Source organism: Streptomyces aurantiacus (assembly GCF_027107535.1).
Classification (GTDB): Bacteria; Actinomycetota; Actinomycetes; order Streptomycetales; family Streptomycetaceae; genus Streptomyces.
The window spans coordinates 5,748,549-5,766,351 of the sequence record NZ_CP114283.1 but is presented as its reverse complement, the minus strand read 5'-3'; the positions used below and the strand labels follow the sequence as shown (position 1 = coordinate 5,766,351).

Annotated in this window: 21 protein-coding genes; 9 read left to right on the top strand and 12 right to left on the bottom strand. The window is 69.7% G+C overall.

What is annotated here, in order from left to right; genetic code table 11:
* Positions 1-87 precede the first annotated feature (87 nt).
* Complete coding sequence (locus O1Q96_RS27870) at positions 88-846, bottom strand: DUF5995 family protein (RefSeq protein WP_269250765.1); 759 nt, start codon at positions 844-846, stop codon at positions 88-90.
* Between the two features lie 152 nt (positions 847-998).
* Between O1Q96_RS27870 and O1Q96_RS27865 the strand changes: the two genes are divergently transcribed.
* The 4 genes from O1Q96_RS27865 to O1Q96_RS27850 all read left to right on the top strand — a co-directional run bounded on the left by O1Q96_RS27865 (position 999) and on the right by O1Q96_RS27850 (position 3,469).
* A complete protein-coding gene (locus tag O1Q96_RS27865; RefSeq protein WP_269250764.1) occupies positions 999-1,358 on the top strand; it encodes a ribosomal maturation YjgA family protein in 360 nt (119 codons plus the stop codon).
* 227 nt (positions 1,359-1,585) lie between these two features.
* Positions 1,586-2,212, top strand: a complete 627-nt coding sequence (locus O1Q96_RS27860) for a DsbA family protein (protein ID WP_269250763.1) — start codon at positions 1,586-1,588, stop codon at positions 2,210-2,212.
* A 37-nt stretch (positions 2,213-2,249) separates the two neighbouring features.
* The gene (locus O1Q96_RS27855; protein ID WP_269250762.1) at positions 2,250-3,056 is read left to right on the top strand and encodes an MBL fold metallo-hydrolase; all 807 of its coding nucleotides are present in this window, start codon (positions 2,250-2,252) and stop codon (positions 3,054-3,056) included.
* A gap of 2 nt (positions 3,057-3,058) precedes the next feature.
* On the top strand, positions 3,059-3,469 hold the full coding sequence (locus O1Q96_RS27850; RefSeq protein WP_269250761.1) for a nuclear transport factor 2 family protein: 411 nt from the start codon (positions 3,059-3,061) through the stop codon (positions 3,467-3,469).
* A gap of 459 nt (positions 3,470-3,928) precedes the next feature.
* Here the strand turns inward: O1Q96_RS27850 and O1Q96_RS27845 are convergent, their stop codons facing one another.
* Positions 3,929-5,074: an epoxide hydrolase family protein gene (locus O1Q96_RS27845; RefSeq protein ID WP_269250760.1), complete on the bottom strand. Its 1,146-nt coding sequence runs from the start codon at positions 5,072-5,074 to the stop codon at positions 3,929-3,931.
* Positions 5,075-5,137: 63 nt separating this feature from the next.
* Between O1Q96_RS27845 and O1Q96_RS27840 the strand changes: the two genes are divergently transcribed.
* Positions 5,138-6,145, top strand: coding sequence for a helix-turn-helix transcriptional regulator (locus O1Q96_RS27840; RefSeq protein ID WP_269250759.1), 1,008 nt, complete (start codon positions 5,138-5,140; stop codon positions 6,143-6,145).
* Between the two features lie 121 nt (positions 6,146-6,266).
* Here the strand turns inward: O1Q96_RS27840 and O1Q96_RS27835 are convergent, their stop codons facing one another.
* Complete coding sequence (locus O1Q96_RS27835; RefSeq protein ID WP_269250758.1) at positions 6,267-7,022, bottom strand: hypothetical protein; 756 nt, start codon at positions 7,020-7,022, stop codon at positions 6,267-6,269.
* 236 nt (positions 7,023-7,258) lie between these two features.
* Between O1Q96_RS27835 and O1Q96_RS27830 the strand changes: the two genes are divergently transcribed.
* Complete coding sequence (locus tag O1Q96_RS27830; RefSeq protein WP_269250757.1) at positions 7,259-7,945, top strand: DUF899 domain-containing protein; 687 nt, start codon at positions 7,259-7,261, stop codon at positions 7,943-7,945.
* A 314-nt stretch (positions 7,946-8,259) separates the two neighbouring features.
* Positions 8,260-8,805, top strand: coding sequence for an AAA family ATPase (locus tag O1Q96_RS27825; RefSeq protein ID WP_269253748.1), 546 nt, complete (start codon positions 8,260-8,262; stop codon positions 8,803-8,805).
* A 62-nt stretch (positions 8,806-8,867) separates the two neighbouring features.
* Here O1Q96_RS27825 and O1Q96_RS27820 read toward each other — a convergent pair whose 3' ends face one another.
* The 4 genes from O1Q96_RS27820 to O1Q96_RS27805 form a co-directional block, all read right to left on the bottom strand.
* A complete protein-coding gene (locus tag O1Q96_RS27820) occupies positions 8,868-9,491 on the bottom strand; it encodes an Rv1733c family protein (RefSeq protein ID WP_269250756.1) in 624 nt (207 codons plus the stop codon).
* Positions 9,492-9,563: 72 nt separating this feature from the next.
* Positions 9,564-10,385 carry an acetate and sugar kinases/Hsc70/actin family protein gene (locus O1Q96_RS27815; protein WP_269250755.1) on the bottom strand — a complete coding sequence of 274 codons (822 nt, stop codon included), beginning with the start codon at positions 10,383-10,385 and terminating at the stop codon, positions 9,564-9,566.
* Complete coding sequence (locus O1Q96_RS27810; protein ID WP_269250754.1) at positions 10,382-10,756, bottom strand: TraR/DksA family transcriptional regulator; 375 nt, start codon at positions 10,754-10,756, stop codon at positions 10,382-10,384. Before O1Q96_RS27810 ends, O1Q96_RS27815 begins: the two co-directional genes overlap by 4 nt.
* A 45-nt stretch (positions 10,757-10,801) precedes the next feature.
* Positions 10,802-11,128, bottom strand: coding sequence for a TraR/DksA family transcriptional regulator (locus O1Q96_RS27805; protein WP_269250753.1), 327 nt, complete (start codon positions 11,126-11,128; stop codon positions 10,802-10,804).
* Between the two features lie 348 nt (positions 11,129-11,476).
* Here O1Q96_RS27805 and O1Q96_RS27800 point away from each other — a divergent pair, with 348 nt between their 5' ends.
* Both O1Q96_RS27800 and O1Q96_RS27795 read left to right on the top strand, forming a co-directional pair.
* Positions 11,477-12,430: a HAMP domain-containing sensor histidine kinase gene (locus O1Q96_RS27800; protein ID WP_269250752.1), complete on the top strand. Its 954-nt coding sequence runs from the start codon at positions 11,477-11,479 to the stop codon at positions 12,428-12,430.
* A complete protein-coding gene (locus O1Q96_RS27795; protein WP_269250751.1) occupies positions 12,427-13,092 on the top strand; it encodes a response regulator in 666 nt (221 codons plus the stop codon). The genes O1Q96_RS27800 and O1Q96_RS27795 overlap by 4 nt, the downstream gene beginning before the upstream one ends.
* A gap of 59 nt (positions 13,093-13,151) precedes the next feature.
* On the opposite strand, the gene O1Q96_RS27790 is transcribed toward O1Q96_RS27795, so the two are convergent.
* The 5 genes from O1Q96_RS27790 to O1Q96_RS27770 all read right to left on the bottom strand — a co-directional run bounded on the left by O1Q96_RS27790 (position 13,152) and on the right by O1Q96_RS27770 (position 17,519).
* Positions 13,152-13,535 (bottom strand): VOC family protein, encoded by a 384-nt coding sequence (locus O1Q96_RS27790; RefSeq protein WP_269250750.1) that lies wholly within the window; start codon positions 13,533-13,535, stop codon positions 13,152-13,154.
* A gap of 144 nt (positions 13,536-13,679) precedes the next feature.
* The gene (locus O1Q96_RS27785) at positions 13,680-14,858 is read right to left on the bottom strand and encodes a PP2C family protein-serine/threonine phosphatase (RefSeq protein WP_269250749.1); all 1,179 of its coding nucleotides are present in this window, start codon (positions 14,856-14,858) and stop codon (positions 13,680-13,682) included.
* A gap of 161 nt (positions 14,859-15,019) precedes the next feature.
* Positions 15,020-15,391, bottom strand: a complete 372-nt coding sequence (locus O1Q96_RS27780; protein ID WP_269250748.1) for an STAS domain-containing protein — start codon at positions 15,389-15,391, stop codon at positions 15,020-15,022.
* Complete coding sequence (locus O1Q96_RS27775; protein ID WP_269250747.1) at positions 15,388-16,716, bottom strand: PP2C family protein-serine/threonine phosphatase; 1,329 nt, start codon at positions 16,714-16,716, stop codon at positions 15,388-15,390. The genes O1Q96_RS27780 and O1Q96_RS27775 overlap by 4 nt, the downstream gene beginning before the upstream one ends.
* Entirely contained in the window at positions 16,716-17,519 is an 804-nt protein-coding gene (locus O1Q96_RS27770) for an alpha/beta fold hydrolase (protein WP_269250746.1), read from the bottom strand. The genes O1Q96_RS27775 and O1Q96_RS27770 overlap by 1 nt, the downstream gene beginning before the upstream one ends.
* Positions 17,520-17,803: the final 284 nt, after the last annotated feature.

The following is a 17,803-nucleotide window of genomic DNA, read 5'->3' as shown; positions in this document are numbered from 1 at the left end:
GGTTCCGAAGTCCGGCACCGGCACCGGCCGGATGCCGGACGGACCGTCCGCCTGGCCGTACCCTTTCGCTTCCTGCCGGGCAGAAGGTCACTTCACGGCGTTGTCCAGGTGGGTGAGGACGGCCGCCACGTCATCACTCTCGGTGCCCCGGATCAGCTGCAGGGCGGGCCGGACGAGGCCGCCCGGTCGCGCGATCAACCGTGCGAGCACGGCGGCCCGGACCTCGAGCCGCTCGATGGTGGCTTCGCGTTGCTCCTCGTTCTGGTGGGCGAGCAGGACGGCGTTGTACCACGCCTCCTCGCGGGACTGACGGACACTGAAGTCGAGGATCCGCTCGTCGGTGCGGGCTCCGAGCTGATCCAGCAGTGACATGAGAGGCGACAGGGCACCGAGCGACTCCTGCACCGCCAGTACCACCCGCGCGAGGATGTCGTTGATCAGCAGAAAGTCGTGGCGCAACGCGTGGATGGCCTCACCCGGGGCGGTCCGCGCGGCGGCGACGGCGAGATCGAGGTTGATGTGCGCGTTCACGCCGAGCAGGAGGTGCTGGACGATGACGGTGTCGGTGTCGTCGAGCAGCCCGAACGCCTCGCGCCAGCAACGCGGCCCGCTCCGGTCACGACGCCAGGCGTCGTACGCGTCGAAGTAGCGGTTGCCGAAGTGTGTGTCGAAACGGTCCATTCGAGCGCCGTCGTCGAACAGCCCGTCATGTATGGCCGTGCGGACCTCCACGGTCACCTGTCGGTACAGCGCCGCGAAGTACCCGACCCGGTCGCCGGCGCGGCCCGCCTCCCGCACGATCTCGGCGAGCCCGTCCACGACATCGTCGATGTTTTCTGCCGCCATCCCCAACTCCCCTTTCGCGGAGCCTCGTTCGGCCCGCGCTCTGCTGCTGTCCTGCGTGCCGATCAACAGCCCCGTCCTATCACCGCACGCCGGAAAGAGGCCCCGCCTTACCGGAAACGGGACGGATCCGGTGGGTCGCGGCCGGAGCCGCGATGGCGACCGTCGGCGCAGGGCTGGGGCTCAGGGCAGTGGCGGCGGGTGACGTCGCCAAGTACGGCGGAGACGCGCTGTACACCGTCCTGCTTCATGCTCTCGTCGTCCTGATGGTGCCGCGCGTGACACCAGTGAAGGCTGCGGCAAGCGCGTCGGCCGTCAGCTGGGCGGTCGAGTTCTCACAACTCACCGAGGTCCTGGCGGAACTTTCCCGGTACAGCACTGTGGCCCGCCTCGTGCTCGGGTCCACCTTCAATCCACCCGACCCGCTCTGGTACCCAGTCGGCGCGGCGGTGGGCCGGCTCGTTCACGCGGGACTGGGAGCCTTGCTGTCGCCCCGGTGCGGAGGGCGCAACTGAAGCCGTCTTTGTGGCAGCGGGCTGACGAAGAGCAGCGACTGCGGCGGACGGAAACCGGTGGGGAGGAAGCAGCACCCGCGCTGCTCACCGGGGCTTTCAAAGCCTCGGCGCGGGCACGTACGTCGCGACGCGTGTTCACTCCTGGGAATATCTGACTAGTCAGGTACTGTTGGTCCGGTGAACCGCTCGTATCCGGCGGGCACCACACCCTTCTGCCGAGGTACCCGATGAAGCTGATCTACGTATTCGACGCCTACTGCGGCTGGTCCCACGGCTTCTCCACGACTCTCCGCGAGGTGGTCTCACACCGTCCCGAGCTGCCGGTGGAAGTGGTTTCCGGAGGCCTGTTCACCGGATCGCGCCGGGTGCCGATCCGCGAGTTCGGCTACGTCCAGGGCGCCAACGCCAAGATTGCGGAGCTGACCGGTGCCGAGTTCGGCGAGGGCTACGAGCGGCTGATCGCCGACGGTTCGTTCGTCATGGACTCGGAAGCCGCAGCGCGTGGCCTCGCCGCCCTGCGCCACGCCGCCCCCGGCCGTGCGGCGGAACTGGCCATGGCACTGCAGCACGCCTTCTACGTCGACGGCCTCAGCCTCTCCGATCCCGCCACCTACCGGGAGGTCGCCGAGCGGGCCGGTTTGGACGCGGACGCCGTAGTCGCCGCCTTCGAAACCGCCGGCACCCGGGCCGAGGCCGACGCCGACGTGGCGCGCGCTGCCGAACTGGGTGTCAACGCCTTCCCCACCCTCATCGCCGTCGACGCCGGCCGCGCGACCGTCCTGGCGCGCGGCCAGGCCACCACCGACGACGTGGAGCGGCGTCTCACGGCGTTCGCCTCCACCCGCTCCCACTGACACCCGACCGCCCCCCTCCACCCGCGAAGGAACCACCATGAGCACACTCGACTTCAACATCCTCGACCTCGACGTCCCGGCAGGCAGCAAGAACAAGACCGCCACTCTCGTCACCGGCGAGACCCAGGCCCTGCTGGTCGACGCAGCCTTCACCCGCGCCGACGGCCACCGGCTGGCTGCCGAGATCCTCGACTCCGGCAAGAAGCTGGTGACCGTCTTCGTCAGCCATGCGGACCCCGACTTCTACTTCGGCGCCGAGGTCATCGCCGACGCCTTCCCGGAGGCGAGGTTCGTCGCGACCCCGCTCGTCATCGAGCACATCAAGGACTCCTACGAAGGCAAGCTCAAGGCGTGGGCGGCCCTCGGTGCCAACCTGCCCACCCGCCTGGTGGACCTGGAGCCCCTCACCGGGGACCTCACCCTGGAGGGCCACCGCTTCGAGCTCAAGGGCGGCCCGGCTGCGCTGCCCGACCGCCATTACCTGTGGCAGGCCGAGGAGCGGGCGGTCCTCGGCGGCGTCCTGCTGTTCCAGCAGGAGCACGTCTGGGTCGCCGACACGGCCACCCCCGGCGACCGTGCCGCGTGGATCGACCTGCTCGACGAGATGGCCGCCCTGGACCCGCGGCTCGTGGTGCCCGGCCACCGCCTGCCCGGCACGGCGGCGGACGCGTCCGCCATCACCGCCACCCGCGACTACCTGGTCGCCTTCGAGGAGGAGCTCGGCCGGGCCGCCGACGGCGCGGCCCTGACCGAGGCACTGGTCAAGCGCTATCCCGACAACGGCATGCTGATCGCCGCGCAGATCGGCGCGAAGGTGGCCAAGGGCGAAATGAAGTGGGGCTGACCATGAGCGAGTTCGCGACCTCCACCGCTCCCGCCGATGTCGTACGCCGCCAGTACCTGGCCTCCGCGGCAGGCGACCTGGAGGCCCTGCGGGCCACCCTCGCACCGGACGTCGAGTGGACCGAGATGGCCGGCTTCCCCCTCGCGGGCACCTACCGCACCCCCAACGGCGTCACCGCCAACGTGATGGAACAGCTCGGCAAGGCCTGGACGAACTGGACCGCCCACGACGACACCTACGTCGTCGACGGCGAGAACGTCGTCGTCCTGGCCCGCTACACCGCAACCAACAACGCCACCGCCAAGGCGATCGACGTCCGTGTGGCGCACCACTTCGTCGTACGCGGTGGACTCATCGTCCGCTTCGAGCAGTTCGTCGACACCGCGCTGGTCCGCGACGCGATGACCGGCTGACCCACCCGTGCACCACCACCCGTACGCCGCGGCGCACGCGCGTCCCGGCGTACGGCCCACCTGCGGACGCTTCTGTGAACCCGACCGTCGTTCCGGTGCACGGGGCGATGCACACCCCGGGGATCTTCAACCCGCGGGGAGAAAGACTCACGGGCCGCCGCCGAGGAGTCGATCTTCAGCGGGGTCGATCCCGCGCCGGCCGCCGAGGCCGTTCCCGTGCCGACGAGGTCGCCGACGTCATCGCCCAGGCGGTCGCCCGGGCCGACACCGTCGGGTGCCCTCGGAGCGTGCGGGTACGGCGCCCCCGTTCCGGTGGCGGTGCCGCACGCATGCCGTGATGCCCGTGATGCCGTCACGGGACGACGGTCCGCAACCGGGCGCCCCCAACGGTTCAGCCCGGGCAGCGCTCGCCGGCGCGTCAGCGCCTGGAGCCGCCCGGGCCCTGCGGTGACAACCGCGTCAGGTGCCGAGCGTGCCGAAGAAGGCGCGGACGTCGGTGACGAAGGCTTCTGGCTGCTCCAGCGCCAGGAAGTTGCCGCCGCGCTCCAGCTCGTTCCAGTACGTGATGTTGTGATCCCGCTCGGCGAAGCGGCGGATGGCGATGTCGCTGCTCAGGGCGACGGCCACGCCGGTCGGGACGGTACCGCGTGCCTTCGGAGTCCAGGCGTTCGCGTCGTGGGCCGTCTCGTAGTACAGGTTGGCCGACGAGCCCGCCGTGCCGCTGAACCAGTAGACGCTGACGTTCGTCAGCAGCCGGTCACGGCCCACCGCGTCTTCGGGGAGCTCGGCCGCGGCGTCCGTCCACTCCTTGAACTTCTCCACGATCCAGGCGAGTTGACCGACCGGCGAGTCGTGCAGACCGTAGGCGAGGGTCTGCGGACGGGTGGACTGGATGGCGTTGAATCCCATCATGTCCTGCTGGAAGTTCTCCAGCCGTGCCAGTCGCTCCTGCTCCGGCGCGGTCAGTCCCTCGAACTCGGCGGGATCGCCTGAGGGGAAGGTGAGCAGGCCGTTGACGTGAATGCCGACGATCTTGTCGGATGCCTGCCGCCCCATCTCGGTGGCGATCCAGGCGCCACCGCCCGTCCCCTGCACGCCGTAGGCGCTGTAGCCGAGCCGGTCCATCAGCTCGACGAACGCTCCCGCTATGCGGCCGGTGTTCCAGCCGGCCTCGCCGAGGGGACCGGAGAACCCGGTACCGGGCGTCGAGGTCACGATCACGTGGAAGTCCTCCGCCAGCGGCCGGATGACATCGGCGAACTGCACGAACGAGCACGGCCAGTCGTGCAGCAGAAGCAGCGGAACGGCCGCCGGGTTCTGCGAACGGACGTGCAGGAAGTGGATGTTCTGCCCGTCGATCTCGGTGGTGAACTGGGGGAACTCGTTGAGCTCCGCCTCCGCCTTGCGCCAGTCGAAGGCGTCCGCCCAGTACGCGACCAGGCCCCTCAGATAGTCGGTGGGAACACCCCGGCTCCAGCCGGCGCCGGGAATCTCGCTGCCCCAGCGCGTACGGGCCAGCCGGTCGCGCAGGTCGTCGAGCTCGTCCTGCGGAACGTCGATGCGGTACGAGTGGATCCGGGCGTCGGTGCTGCTGCTGGTTTCCATGGACAGAACAGTATTCTCCATATAGGCACGATGCGTTCCTAATGGCACCACAGGCTGGACTTCATGCTGGACACCTCGGCGCGGCTGCTGCGCCTCCTCTCCCTGTTGCAAGCTCCGCGAGCCTGGCCCGGATCCGAGCTGGCCGAGCGACTGGGCGTGAGCGGACGCACCGTGCGCAACGACATCGACCGACTGCGCGAGCTCGGCTATCCCGTGGACGCCACCCGCGGCGCCGTGGGCGGCTACCGGCTCGGTGCCGGCGCGGCCATGCCCCCGCTGCTCCTCGACGACGACGAGGCAGTCGTGGTGACGATCGCGCTGCGCACCGCCACGGAGGGTGCCGTTCCCGGCACCGAGGAGACCGCGCTGCGGGCGTTGACCAAGCTGGAGCAGGTACTTCCCTCGCGGTTGCGCCGACGGGTGCGGGCCCTGCACGCGTTCACCGTCACCGTGCCGGCCGACCGGCCCGCCCCGAGCGTCTCGGCGGACGTGCTCACCACACTGGTATCCGCCTGCCGTGACCGCGAGCAGCTGCGCTTCGACTACCTCGACCACGCGGGCACGCCCACCCTGCGCGTCGTCGAGCCCTATCGGGCGGTGAACTGGGGGCAGCGCTGGTACCTGGTGGCGTGGGACCTCGCGCGCGAGGACTGGCGGACCTTCAGGATCGACCGGATCCAGCCGCGAACCCCGACCGGACCGCGCTTCACCCCGCGAGAACCTCCCGGCGGCGACATCACGGCGTACGTCTCCCTGCGGGTGTCGAGCGCGTCGTGGCGCCATCATGCGCGAGTGACCGTCCACGCCCCGGCGACTGCGGTGATCGAGCAGATCAACCCTGCGGTCGGAACCGTCCAGGCCCTCGACACCGACACCTGTGTCCTGACCACCGGAGCCGACTCGGTACAGAGGCTCGCTGTCTATCTGGGCATGCTCGACTTCGACTTCGACGTCACCGAGCCCGCGGAACTCGTCGACCACCTCAGGCGGCTCGCTGACCGCTACTCCCGCTCGACACCGCCCGTCCGGCAGAGCGAGAAGACCACGACAGGTCCGCCAGGACTGGCATGAACCGGATCCGCCGGACGAAAGTCTCCTGCCTTCCCCTCCATCACCGTCCTCCTCGGCCCAGCAATGGGGTTTCCGGCCTCCGGGCCCGGAGGCCGCGCGTGCTGGAGCCCGCGGTACCTGTCTACGCGCCGTGGTTCGTGGTGAGACAGGCCCCTGTGGACCCGGCCGGGGTGGTGACCTCGGCGAGAAAGGTCTGTCTGGTGTGCGGGTACGGCTCCTGGCAGACGGTCAGCGGACCACCGGCTTCGAGAGCGGTCCGGTCGACGACGGCGGAACACTGGTACATGGGGGCCTGTGTTCCGACGTATTCCGCCGTGCCGGTCACCCACGTACTGCTCTGCAGTGAGAGACAGCCGCCGGACTCCAGCTTGTCGGTGTTGGCCACGTAGACCCGTGCCAGGGGCGCGGTGCCGCAGATGGTGTCCAGATTCTCGGTGTACATGGGGGATCCGAGCGCGCAGACAGCGGTCCTGGACTCGCAGAGTGCGTCCCCGGTCGGCAGTTTGTACGTGACGTCGACGCACGACTGCTGCGTCTGGCCGTCCGGCGGCGTGGTGGGGGCCGGCGGGTCGCTGCTCCACGGCGCAGAGGGTTCCGAGTGCGGGGGAGACGCCGTTGTTTCGGCATGCGCGGCCGTCGGCAGTGCGCCCGGTCGCTCGGAGGCCGTCACACCGGGCTGGCTGTGCTGCGGACGGCCGAGGACGAAGGCCAGGGCTCCAGCCAGCACCGCAACGCCCATCGCGCCGGCGAGCACCCGCTTCCAGGGAGGGCTTCGCCGCTCCGTGATGATCGGAATGTTGTCGAGCGTGTCTCCGTTGTGGAAACGCTCAAGCTCTTCGGCGGGAGTCGGCGGGCGTAACGGGCGCTGCTCGGACACTGGATCCCCCTTGCGCATGGCGTACGGACACGTCGGAGCCCGGTTGCCGCGCCCGGTTCCACACCGCCGAAGCCGTGGTCCCCACCGGCGCGCTCCCACACGCTGAACGAGGTAGGGCGAAAAACGATGCGTCCGCCCGGAGGTACGCCGGCACAGGGTGGCCGGAGAGCGATGAGTTCGGCGAACGAGCACGGTCTACACCCGCGAACCGCCTGCCGTGAACTTCGGAGGAACGTATGACCGCCAAGGCAGTACCGCCCGTCGTGGACGCCGAGACCTGGCAGCGTCGACTCGACGACCTGCGCGCCCGGGAGAAGGCCGCGACCCGCGAACTCGACGCGATCGCCGCCCAACGCCGCCGAATGCCGATGGTCGAGATGCCCGAATACACCCTCGACGGCGAGGAAGGGCCGGTCCGGCTGGCCGAGGTCTTCGGCGACAGGACCCAGCTGATCGTCTACAACCACATGTGGTCCCCCGGTAAGACGTGGCAGTGCTCGGGCTGTACGGGTTTCACGTCGCAGTTCACCCGGCTGGAGTTCCTGGATGCCTACGACGCGAAATTCGTCATCGTCACCCAGGGCCCGATCGACGAGACCCTCGCCTACAAACGGCGGGTGGGGAACAGGATGACCTGGTACTCCACCGCGAACAGCCCGTTCGGTTCCGACGTGGGCGCACCGCCCGGAGGCGGCTTCGCGGTCAACGTCTTCCTGCGGGACGGAGACACCGTCTATCGCACCTGGCACACCGAGGGGCGGGGCACCGAGCAGCTCAGCCACAGCTTCGCGCTGATCGACCTGTTGCCGTACGGGCGCCAGGAGGAGTGGCAGGACTCGCCCGACGGCTGGCCGCGGTCACCCACCTACAGCCGATGGGCCACATCCGAGGACATCGCGGCCTTCTACGGCGCGGAAGCGTGAGGCAAGAGCCTTTCCGGCGTCGGACCGGTGCTCCCCGAAGGCTCTTGCGACACAGGAGTCCCTCCCCCGCCCAGCGCGGGGGAGGGCCCCGGGCCGTGTGAGGGTGGCTAGAAGCCCTGGACGCTCCATGGCCGACAACATTCCTTTTGACAAGGTGAGTTGGCCTTTCGTGCCGGCGGCGGTCCGTGCGATTGGGCTCCGTCCAGCGGTCGTTCGGGCATGATCTGTGCGTGTGATCCGGCCCCGCGCGCTCGTCGTGGTGTGCTCCGAGGACGGTTGTGCCCGAAGAGGGCATCGGTGACGGGGAGATGCGTGTGATCGTCTGGGTGAACGGCGCGTTCGGCAGTGGGAAGAGCACGCTGGTCGATGAGCTGCGTCCGCGCTGGCCCGAGGCACTGGTCCTCGACCCGGAGATGGTCGGCTACGTGCTGCGCGAGATCGTGGAGGTCCCCACGGGTGACTTCCAGGATCTGCGGTTGTGGCGACGGCAGGTCGTGAACCTGGCTGTGGGCCTCGTCGAGGAATACCGAAGGCCCGTCCTGGTTCCCATGACGTTGGTGGACCCGGGGTATGTGGTGGAGATCTTCGGTGCGCTGAAGGACGCCGGCGTGGTGGTCCACCACTTCTTCCTCAAGGTCTCCGAGGAGGTCCTGGTGCGGCGGATCGACGGACGGAGTTTCACGCCGGACAAGCCCGAACAGGATGAGCGGGTCCGGCAGTGGTGCAAGGCCAGGATCGAGCCGTGCACGGCCGCGATGGACACGCTGCCCGGTGACACCGTGTTCCTGGACGGCGGGCTGACTCCGCAGGAGTTGGCCGACGACGTCCTGGCTCGCGTAGGTGGGGGTTCGGGCCGGTAGTCCCGGTCCTGATGCGACTCGTCCGACGTGGTGGCCGTGGACACCGGCAGCGGGTCAGCGCGTCAGTGGGAAGTGCTCCACGGCGGGGCGGCCTGTGCCCAGGCCGCGTCCCACTGGGCGAAGTTGTGCCGCTCCAGCCTGCGGTTGGCACAAGCGTATGCGGCGGCGCCGAGGAGCGGGACGGTCATCGCGGCGAGGACGGCGCAGCTCATGGCGCGGGTACGGACCTGTTCCGCGGTCAGGGGCGGACCGGTGATCCTGCCTTCACCATCGACCCACACGCGGACGGTGCTGTCGGCGGTCAGGGCGGGTTCGACGTCGGTCTGTGCCGTGCGGGTGTGTCCCTGGGCGTCGGTGAAGTGGACGGTGACCGGATACCGGGTCTCCTTCGCCTCGTCCGACCCCGGTTCCGGGTGGCGGGGAGCATCGTGGACCAGTACGGCGGGGATGTACTCGCGGGTGGCGGTCTGCTGCCGGGCGGTCTCCTTGTAGTGACGGTAGGCGGTGTCGCCGACCAGGATCATGGCGGCGGGAGTGGCGGCCAGCACGGCCACGAACAGACCGAGGGCGATCCACGCCTGCACGAGATCCGTACGACGGCGCAGGGGGTTGCGGCGCCATCGCCACAGCAGAACGTGCGGGTGTTCTGCTGGAGGCGGTTGTGCCGGGGGTATCTCGCGGTCCACGGCGTCTCTCCTTCCGTAGGACAGTGGCCGCCGCGCCGGCCCCTTGCTGACTGGGACCAGGGGGGCGGCGGGCTAGTGGGAGTGCGTCGCGTCGGTGACGGCGGTGACGGCGGGGTGCGAGTGGGTGGCTCGGAGGAGTCTTGCGGCGCCACGGACCGCGGCGGTGTGAGGGGCGGGGACGGGCAGGACAGGAGCGTGCAGACGGCCGGTGAAGCGGTAGGCGATGTCGGGTCGCAGCGCGCCCCCGCCGGCGAGGAGCGCGCCCCGCCGGAGGGCATCGAGCGTCTGGGACGTGTGGTCCTGGTCCAGCATGGCGGTCACCATCGCGACGACCGCTTCGGTGATCTGCGTGGGCGGGGTGAGGCCGTCCAGGTCGCTGGTGCCCAGGATGGTGTGACGGGCGTCGACCACCGCGCCGTCGGCGAGAAGCGCGACCTCGGTGAGATGGGCCCCGAGGTCCACCACGAGCAACGGACGCGCCAGGTCGGCATCGACGGCCATGGCCACGGCGCGTGGAGTGGGGACGGTCAGTACCGTACGCGGACGCAGGACCTCGACCGCGGCGCGGGCTTCGGCCCGGTAGGCGACTCCGCCCAGCACCGGTGTGGTCAGGATGAGCAGAGGGCGGCCGAAGCGGGGCAGACGGTGGCCGAGCAGCCGGGCGACCATCCGGGCGGTTCCGGGGGTGTCGACGATGGTGCCGCGCTGAATGGGGTGGGTGGCGCCGCCGTCCGGGAAGGTGACCGAGGGTACGTCGAGGATCATCCGGCGCCCGGACATCCAGGCTCGGGTACGGGCGCTGCCCAGGTCGAGGGCGATGCCGGAGCACTGCCGACACCAGGGCCAGGAGCGGTGCCGGGCGGCCGGGGGACCGGGGCGGGCGGGGGTGGTCACCGGTCGGCCTCCCTGACCTGTTGGCAGCGCGTGCAGTAGCGGGCCTGCGGCACGATCCGCAGCCGTTCGCGGGCGACGGGCCCGCGGCACAGGTGGCAGGTGCCGTACCGGCCCTGGTCCATCCGGGTGAGTGCGGCCTCCACGTCGGCGAGGACCATGCGGGCGGACGCGGCGAGCTTGACGCGCACCTCGACCTGGGAGGCGGCTTGCCGGTCGAGGAGCGCGTCGGCGCGGGTCGTGGCGGCGGTCGAGAGCTGTTGCAGTTGCTCCTGGCGGAACAGGCGTTGCTCGTGCAGGTTCTCGCGCAGTGCGGCGAGGTCGTCGATCGACAGAGTCGTGTCGCGGTCGTCGATGGTCTGGTGGTTCACCACTTCACCCCTTGGGCAGGGCGGGAGACGGAGGGTGGACAGGCGTCGTCAGGCGCTGTTGCGCTGACAGGGAACGCAGAACCGTGCGTAGGGCAGGATTTCCAGGCGTTCGACCGGGATGGGCCTGGAGCAGGTCCGGCAGACGCCGTAGCTCCCGTCCCGGACGCGGGCGAAGGCGGCCTCGACCTCGGCGAGGACGCGCCGGATGGTGCCCTTCTGCGCGGACAGCACGTGTTCCTCCGCGTCGGCTCCGGCCTCGGAGATGGCCTGCAACTGGGTGAGCCGGGAGGCCCGTTCGTGTTCGAGGCGCTGGAGGGCGTCGTGCGCGGTCAGCCGCGGGGGGCGGCTTTCGGTCTGCGACGTATCGAGTGACATGGTGGCTCCTGTTCTCGGCCCGGGGTCGAGCCGGGCGGGGGAGTCGTCGAGACGGGGGAGAGGGAAGGGCCGGACATCACGTGTGGCGGTTCATGCCTCCACCGTGGCCGATGCGCCGCGCGGATCCCATCGGGCGCGATACCCATCTACGGCGGGTCCCGGAGCCCATCGCGGCGTGGGCAGGCCAAGTCCGGGAAATGGGCACTGGAGCCCATCGACGGTGGACCATGGAGCGGGCAGGCTGGACCACGAGCCGGTCAGCGTCAGTGGCCCGCGACTCATGCTCGGGGCGCACGGTGACCGACAGTAGAGGCACAGCCGTGTCATACGGAGAAAGGCGTCATCCCGGTGTCCCTGTTCTGGAGGATCTTCGCGCTCAACGCGGTGGTGCTGGGCGGCGCCACCGCGTTGCTGCTGTGGGCTCCGGTGACGGTGTCCGTACCGGTTCTGCTGACCGAGGCGGTCATCCTCGTGGCCGGTCTGGTCGTCATGCTGGTCGCCAACGCCGCTCTGCTGCGGATCGGACTGGCTCCGCTGGACCGGCTCACCCGGCTGATGACGACCGTGGACCTGCTGCGCCCCGGGCAGCGGCTGCCGGAACACGGCCACGGCGAGACCGCCGAACTGATCCGCACCTTCAACGCCATGCTCGGACGACTGGAACACGAGCGGGTCACCAGCAGCGCCCGCATCCTGCTCGCCCAGGAGGCCGAACGGCGCCGCATCGCCCAGGAACTCCACGACGAGGTCGGCCAGACCATGACCGCGGTCCTGCTGTCTCTGAAACGGGCCGCGGACGAGGCGGACGAGCCTCTGAGAGGCGAGCTGCAGCAGGCGCAGGAGATCACCCGCGGGAGCCTCGACGAGGTGAGACGCCTGGTTCGTCGGCTGCGGCCGGGAGTACTGGACGATCTCGGCCTCGTCAGTGCCCTCACCTCGCTGACCACCGAGTTCGCCACGCATGCAGGACTGCGCGTGCTGCGGCGCTTCGACGCCGACCTGCCCGCGCTGGACTCCGAGACGGAACTGGTGCTGTACCGCGTCGCCCAGGAAGCCCTGACCAACGCGGCCCGCCACGCCGAGGCCGGCCAGGTCGAGGTGAGCATCCACCACTCCGGCGAAACGGTGGTGCTGGCCGTCGTGGACGACGGCCGCGGAAGCGGCGTCGCCCGCGAAGGGGCAGGAATCCGCGGAATGCGTGAGCGGGCCCTGCTGATCGGGGCCACGCTGGACGTCACCTCCCAGCCGCAGGCCGGAATGCAGGTCCGGCTGACCGTGCCCCTCCTCAGGAAGCAGCCATGACCACGTCCGACGCATCCGTGATCCGTATCCTCCTCGCCGACGACCACGCGCTGGTACGCCGTGGGGTGCGGCTCATCCTCGACGGGGAGCCGGACCTCGAGGTGGTCGCCGAGGCCGGGGACGGCGCGGAGGCTGTTGCCCTGGCCCGCACCCATGAGGTGGACCTGGCGGTGCTGGACATCGCCATGCCGCGGATGACCGGTCTGCAGGCCGCACGCGAACTCGCCGCCCTGAAGCCCGGTGTGCGGGTGCTGATGCTGACCATGCACGACAACGAGCAGTACTTCTTCCAGGCGCTCAAAGCAGGTGCCAGCGGCTATGTGCTGAAGTCCGTGGCCGACCGCGATCTGGTGGCGGCCTGCCGGGCCGCCATGCGGAACGAACCCTTCCTGTATCCGGGCGCGGTCACCGCACTCATCCGCAACTATCTCGACCGTGTCAGGCACGGGGAGGAACCGCCCGACCAGGTGCTGACCGCGCGTGAGGAAGAGGTCCTCAAGCTCGTGGCGGAAGGACACTCCTCCAAGGAGATCGCCGAGATGCTCTTCATCAGCATCAAGACCGTCCACCGGCACCGGGCGAACCTGCTCCACAAGCTCGGCCTGCGCGACCGGCTGGAGCTCACCCGCTACGCGATCCGTGCCGGCCTCATCGAAGCCTGACCGCGCCGGCCGCGCAAACCGGCCGCACCCCACCGGTGAGCGGGCGGCGGGTGCGATCGTCACAAGGGCTTGAGCCGCGTGCGCAGGAGGCAGAACTCGTTGCCCTCGGGGTCGGACAGGACGTGCCAGCTTTCGGTTCCGGTCTGACCGACGTCGGCGGGCCTGGCGCCGAGAGCGAGCAGTCGTTCCAGCTCGGCATCCTGGTCCCGGTCGGTGGCGTTGACGTCGATGTGTACCCGGAGCTGTCCCGTCCTGGGGGCATTGCTCGGGTTGAAGACGAGCGTGGGCTGCGGGCTTGCGGAACCGGCGTCCGGCGGGCCGATCGCGATGCTTCCGTCGGCCTCCCGCTCCAGCTCGACATAGCCGAGCACCTCGCTCCAGAACGCGGCCAGGCGGTCGGGGTCCGCGGCATCGATGACCAGTTCACTGATTCGGCATGCCATGGCCGTCACTATACGAAGACGTGACGGGCTCGGCGCGGCTTCGCGGTGAGTGGGGGCGGGCGCCCTTCCGGGAGTGGTGGATGATCTCTGGGCCCGGAACGCTGCTGGTCTACGTCGCCTAGCCGCCAGGTCAGGCTTCGACGTTCACGCGGCGGCCCCGGCATGGGGGCCGCGCCAGTCCAGGCACAGGACCGTGGCGTCGTCCCGCACGTGGCCGTCGCAGGCGTCGGCGACCGCGGCGACCAGCGTGCGCACGACCTCGCGGGGGTGTTCGGTTGCGGTGGCACGCATCAGGCCGGGCAGGTCGACCGTGTTCGCCTGGCGTTCCTGCATGCCGTCGGTGAAGAGCAAGAGACGGTCACCGGGGCGCAGGTCGAGATCCTGCACCGTGTAGGAGCCCTGCCCGACGACGCCGAAGGGCAGGTTCACGGCCAGGTGGAGTTGTTCGGCCTTGCCGTGGCGCAGGCGCAGGGGCCAGGGGTGGCCGGCGTTGACGAGCTGGGCGCTGGTGCCGTCCAGGGCGATGCGCAGCAGCTGGCCGGTGGCGAAGGTGCGCCGGCCGTGGTCGAGGAGGGCCTGGTGGGTCTGGCGGGCCTGTTCGGCCAGATCTGTTCCGGCGCGGCGGGCGCCGCGGGAGGCGTTGACCAGGAGGGTCGCTATGAGGGAGGCGTCGACGTCGTGGCCCATGGCGTCGGTGACGGACAGGTGCAGGGTGTCCTGGTCGAGGGCGTAGTCGTAGGTGTCGCCGGCGATGTCGGAGGCCGGCACCAGGGCTCCGGCGAGATCGAATTCGGGGGCTTCGCAGGAGGGGGCCGAGGGCAGGAGCTGGCGCTGGATCTCCGCGGCCAGACTGACCGTGGTGGTGCGGTTGCCCCAGTGGTAGAGGTCGGTGAAGCGGCGGTCGGTGACGATGATGTACGCCAGCGCGTGCGCGGCCTCCTCCACCTGCTCCAGCACGTCCTCGGTGACCTGGGTGAGGAACAGTTCCAGGACGCCTATGGCGTCGCCGCGGTTGGTGACCGGCGCGAGCACCCGCAGCCCCTGTGCGCCCTCCGGTGCCTGGACGAGCTTCTGGGTGCGCAGAACCTCGTCATAGACGCTGCTGCCCGCGAGAGGGACCTGATCGGCGCGGCGCTCCTGTGGCGTGGCCGCCTTCTCGCTCACGCGCAGCAGGCGCCGGCCGACGACGTCGACGAACAGGAACGACACGTACCGCGCCCCGAAGCGGTCACGCAGATTGCGTGCCACGACATCGAGGGAGCCGACCGGTGAGGCGTCCTCCGCCGCTGCCAGCACGTCCGCCAGTCCGATCCGATCCCGCATCCACTTCAGCTCCCAAGGTTACGAACTCTCCTTCCCACCGACACGTCGGGCATTACTTTCGAAGATCAGTTCGAATGGCCGAGTGCGTCAACGCCGAACACCCTCGCGTGGCCGTTCGGTGATCGTCGCGTACGCGGCCTGGGGCGGTCGAGCGCTGCCCGTCAATCGCACGTGGAGCCATCGCCACCGCGAAGACGTGCGGTTGCGTCGGTCTCGCTGCCTGCATCGATGATGAAGACCTGGTCCAGGCCGATGATGCGCAGGATGCGAAGAGTGTTGGCGGGAACGGCTGCCAGAATCACCTCGGCTTCGGCTGTCTGGGCGCGTTGGCGGGCGGCGAGAAGGGCGCTGATGCCGGTGGAGTCGCAGAAGTCCAGACCGGACAGGTCGATGACCAGGTGCTGGCCCGGGCTCAGGACAAGACGCTCGACCTCTTCGCGCAGAGCGGTGGCCTGCTCGTGGTCGAGCTCGCCGACCACCTGCAGAACGGGCCCGGCGGCGGCGTCTCGATGGGTGATGTTCAGCGGGCTCATCCTGCTCGGTCCGTAACCGGCAGGGCGGGCACGCCCAATGCGAGCAGGGCGGTGTCGTCGTCCAGGCCGTCGCCGAAGCTCTCCAGCAGCCCGGTCAGCGCGGTGATCATCTCGTTGGGTGTGGCCGGGGCGTGCCGGGTGGCGAAGGCATGCAGGGCGTCGTCGCCGAAGAGGTTCTCTCGGGTGGGGCCGGTGCGGGCCTCGGTGAGGCCGTCGGTGTAGAGCAACAGCGTGTCACCGGCGGCGAGGACGGTCTCCGCGGTGCTGAACGGAGCGGTAGGCAGGACGCCGACGAGCAGCCCGCCGGGAGTGCGGAGGTAGTCGGTTCGGCCGTCGGCCCGCATGACCAGCGCCGGCGGGTGACCACCCGAAGCGAGGCGCACGGTGCATCGGTTCTGGCCGGCGTCCGGTTGGATGACGCCGAAGATGACGGTGCAGTAGCGGGGGTCGCCGGAGGCGGCGTACCGCTCCTGGAGGACGGCGTTCAGCGTGGTCAGGGCAGCGGCAGGCTCGGGATCGTGGAGGGCCGCGGCCCGCAGGGTGTAGCGGGTCAGCGAGGTGAGGGAAGCCGCCTGCGGGCCCTTGCCGCACACGTCGCCGAGGAAGAACGCCCACCGGCCGTCGCCCAGGGAGAACAGATCGTAGAAGTCGCCGCCGAGACGGTCGGGGGAGGCGGTGTGGTAGTGGACGGCTGCCTCCAGCCCCGGCACGGCAGGCAGCGAGGAGGGCACCAGGGACTGCTGCAGCACCGCGAGCGAGTCGGCCAGCCGTTCCCGGTCGGTCTCGGCCTGCCGACGGGCCTCCTCCGCCTCGGCACGTGCGCGCTCGGCCTCGGCACGTGCCCGCTCGGCCTCCTGGCGGCGGCGCAGGAGTTCCTGCTCGTAGGCGCGCCGGTCCGAGGCGTCGAAGACGGTGGTGCGGATCAGCAGCGGATCGCCTTCACTGCTGTGCTTGACCACGGAGGAGACCATCACCGGCAGACGGCGCCCGTCGGCGCCCTTCATCTCGAGGGCGATGCCGCGCAGCTCGCCCTGCATGCGCAGCAGCGGCGCGAAGTGTGTCTCGTGGTAGAGCTTTCCGCCGACGGTGAGGAGATCCGCGAAGCGGACCCTGCCGACCACTGCTTCGCGCTTGAGGGACAGCCAGTCCAGCAGCGTGGCGTTGATCTTGGCGATGGTGCCGTCCATCAGGGTCGACAGGTAGCCGCAGGGAGCCGACTCGTACAGGTCCTCGGCACTGTCCTCCAGCAGGGCGCTGAACGCGGCATCCGTGCCCGCGTCGTCCTCGATCTCCGTGGGTTCCGGTTCGTCGCCTGTGCGGCACATCAACGCTGGGCTGCCAGAAAGTCGAGAATCGCCGCGTTGGTGGCCTCCGGTGCGCTCAGTTGCGGGCAGTGCCCCGTGGCGTCCAGGGTGACCAGGCGGGAGGCGGGGATCGCGGCATGCACGTACGCGCCGACCTCGCGGGGTGCGATCACGTCCTGGGAGCACTCCAGCACCAGGGTCGGCACCGTCACGCTCTTCAGGTCCTCTCGGCTGTCGGACAGGAACGTGGTGCGGGCGAAGACCCGGGCGATGTCCGGGTCGGTGGCGCAGAAACTGTTGGTCAGCTCCTGCCCCAGCTCCGGCCGCTCCGGATTGCCCATGATCACCGGGGCCATGGCGGAGGACCAGCCCAGATAGTTCGAGTCGAGCGAGTCCAGCAGTTCGTCGATGTCGTCCGCCGTGAAGCCGCCCCGGTAGCCGTCACCGTCGATATAGCAGGGTGAGGGTGCCACCATCACCAGCGCTCCGATCCGCTCCGGCACCATCCGCGCGGCCAGCACCCCCACCATGGCGCTGACCGAATGCCCGACGAACGCCGCCCCCTCCAGATCCAGCTCCTCGCAGACGTCCACGACATCCTGGGCGTATCCCTGCAGAGAGGAGTACCGCTCCTGGCTCCAGGCAGCCAGATCCGAACCGCCGGATCCGACGTAGTCGAAGAGCACCACCCGGTATCTCTTCTCCAGGGCCGGTACGGCCAGCCGCCACATGTTCTGATCACAGCCGAATCCATGTGCCAGCACCACCACCGGCCCTTCAGCAGGACCGGTGACCGTCACATTGTTCCTACTGCGAATATCCATACAGGTCATACTCCCACTCGGCCCGAGGAGCTCGGCGCAGGGCCGCACAGTTCCACCGGTGCTGAGCCCGCTCTCCTGCCGGTCATCGGCCGGCAGGATCGAGTGCTCACCGCCCACTGCTGTTCCGCGGTCTCTGGTGTCGTACACCTCTGCAAATGCCCCTGGAGTGTCATGAGTTCGGAGAGACTGAAGGGCTTTCAGCAGGAGTCCGAGGGCGGGACGCCGTGTCGGTGGAAGGTCGAGCCGTGAGTTCGCGCCGAACGCGGTTCGGGGTGCTCGGCTCC

What these genes read in the sequence shown, in the direction of transcription:
- O1Q96_RS27870 (WP_269250765.1), bottom strand. Translation starts at nt 846, where the DNA reads ATGGCGGCAGAAAACATCGACGATGTCGTGGACGGGCTCGCCGAGATC.
- O1Q96_RS27865 (WP_269250764.1), top strand. Translation starts at nt 999, where the DNA reads ATGGCGACCGTCGGCGCAGGGCTGGGGCTCAGGGCAGTGGCGGCGGGT.
- O1Q96_RS27860 (WP_269250763.1), top strand. Translation starts at nt 1,586, where the DNA reads ATGAAGCTGATCTACGTATTCGACGCCTACTGCGGCTGGTCCCACGGC.
- O1Q96_RS27855 (WP_269250762.1), top strand. Translation starts at nt 2,250, where the DNA reads ATGAGCACACTCGACTTCAACATCCTCGACCTCGACGTCCCGGCAGGC.
- O1Q96_RS27850 (WP_269250761.1), top strand. Translation starts at nt 3,059, where the DNA reads ATGAGCGAGTTCGCGACCTCCACCGCTCCCGCCGATGTCGTACGCCGC.
- O1Q96_RS27845 (WP_269250760.1), bottom strand. Translation starts at nt 5,074, where the DNA reads ATGGAAACCAGCAGCAGCACCGACGCCCGGATCCACTCGTACCGCATC.
- O1Q96_RS27840 (WP_269250759.1), top strand. Translation starts at nt 5,138, where the DNA reads ATGCTGGACACCTCGGCGCGGCTGCTGCGCCTCCTCTCCCTGTTGCAA.
- O1Q96_RS27830 (WP_269250757.1), top strand. Translation starts at nt 7,259, where the DNA reads ATGACCGCCAAGGCAGTACCGCCCGTCGTGGACGCCGAGACCTGGCAG.
- O1Q96_RS27805 (WP_269250753.1), bottom strand. Translation starts at nt 11,128, where the DNA reads ATGTCACTCGATACGTCGCAGACCGAAAGCCGCCCCCCGCGGCTGACC.
- O1Q96_RS27795 (WP_269250751.1), top strand. Translation starts at nt 12,427, where the DNA reads ATGACCACGTCCGACGCATCCGTGATCCGTATCCTCCTCGCCGACGAC.
- O1Q96_RS27790 (WP_269250750.1), bottom strand. Translation starts at nt 13,535, where the DNA reads ATGGCATGCCGAATCAGTGAACTGGTCATCGATGCCGCGGACCCCGAC.
- O1Q96_RS27785 (WP_269250749.1), bottom strand. Translation starts at nt 14,858, where the DNA reads ATGCGGGATCGGATCGGACTGGCGGACGTGCTGGCAGCGGCGGAGGAC.
- O1Q96_RS27780 (WP_269250748.1), bottom strand. Translation starts at nt 15,391, where the DNA reads ATGAGCCCGCTGAACATCACCCATCGAGACGCCGCCGCCGGGCCCGTT.
- O1Q96_RS27775 (WP_269250747.1), bottom strand. Translation starts at nt 16,716, where the DNA reads ATGTGCCGCACAGGCGACGAACCGGAACCCACGGAGATCGAGGACGAC.
- O1Q96_RS27770 (WP_269250746.1), bottom strand. Translation starts at nt 17,519, where the DNA reads ATGGATATTCGCAGTAGGAACAATGTGACGGTCACCGGTCCTGCTGAA.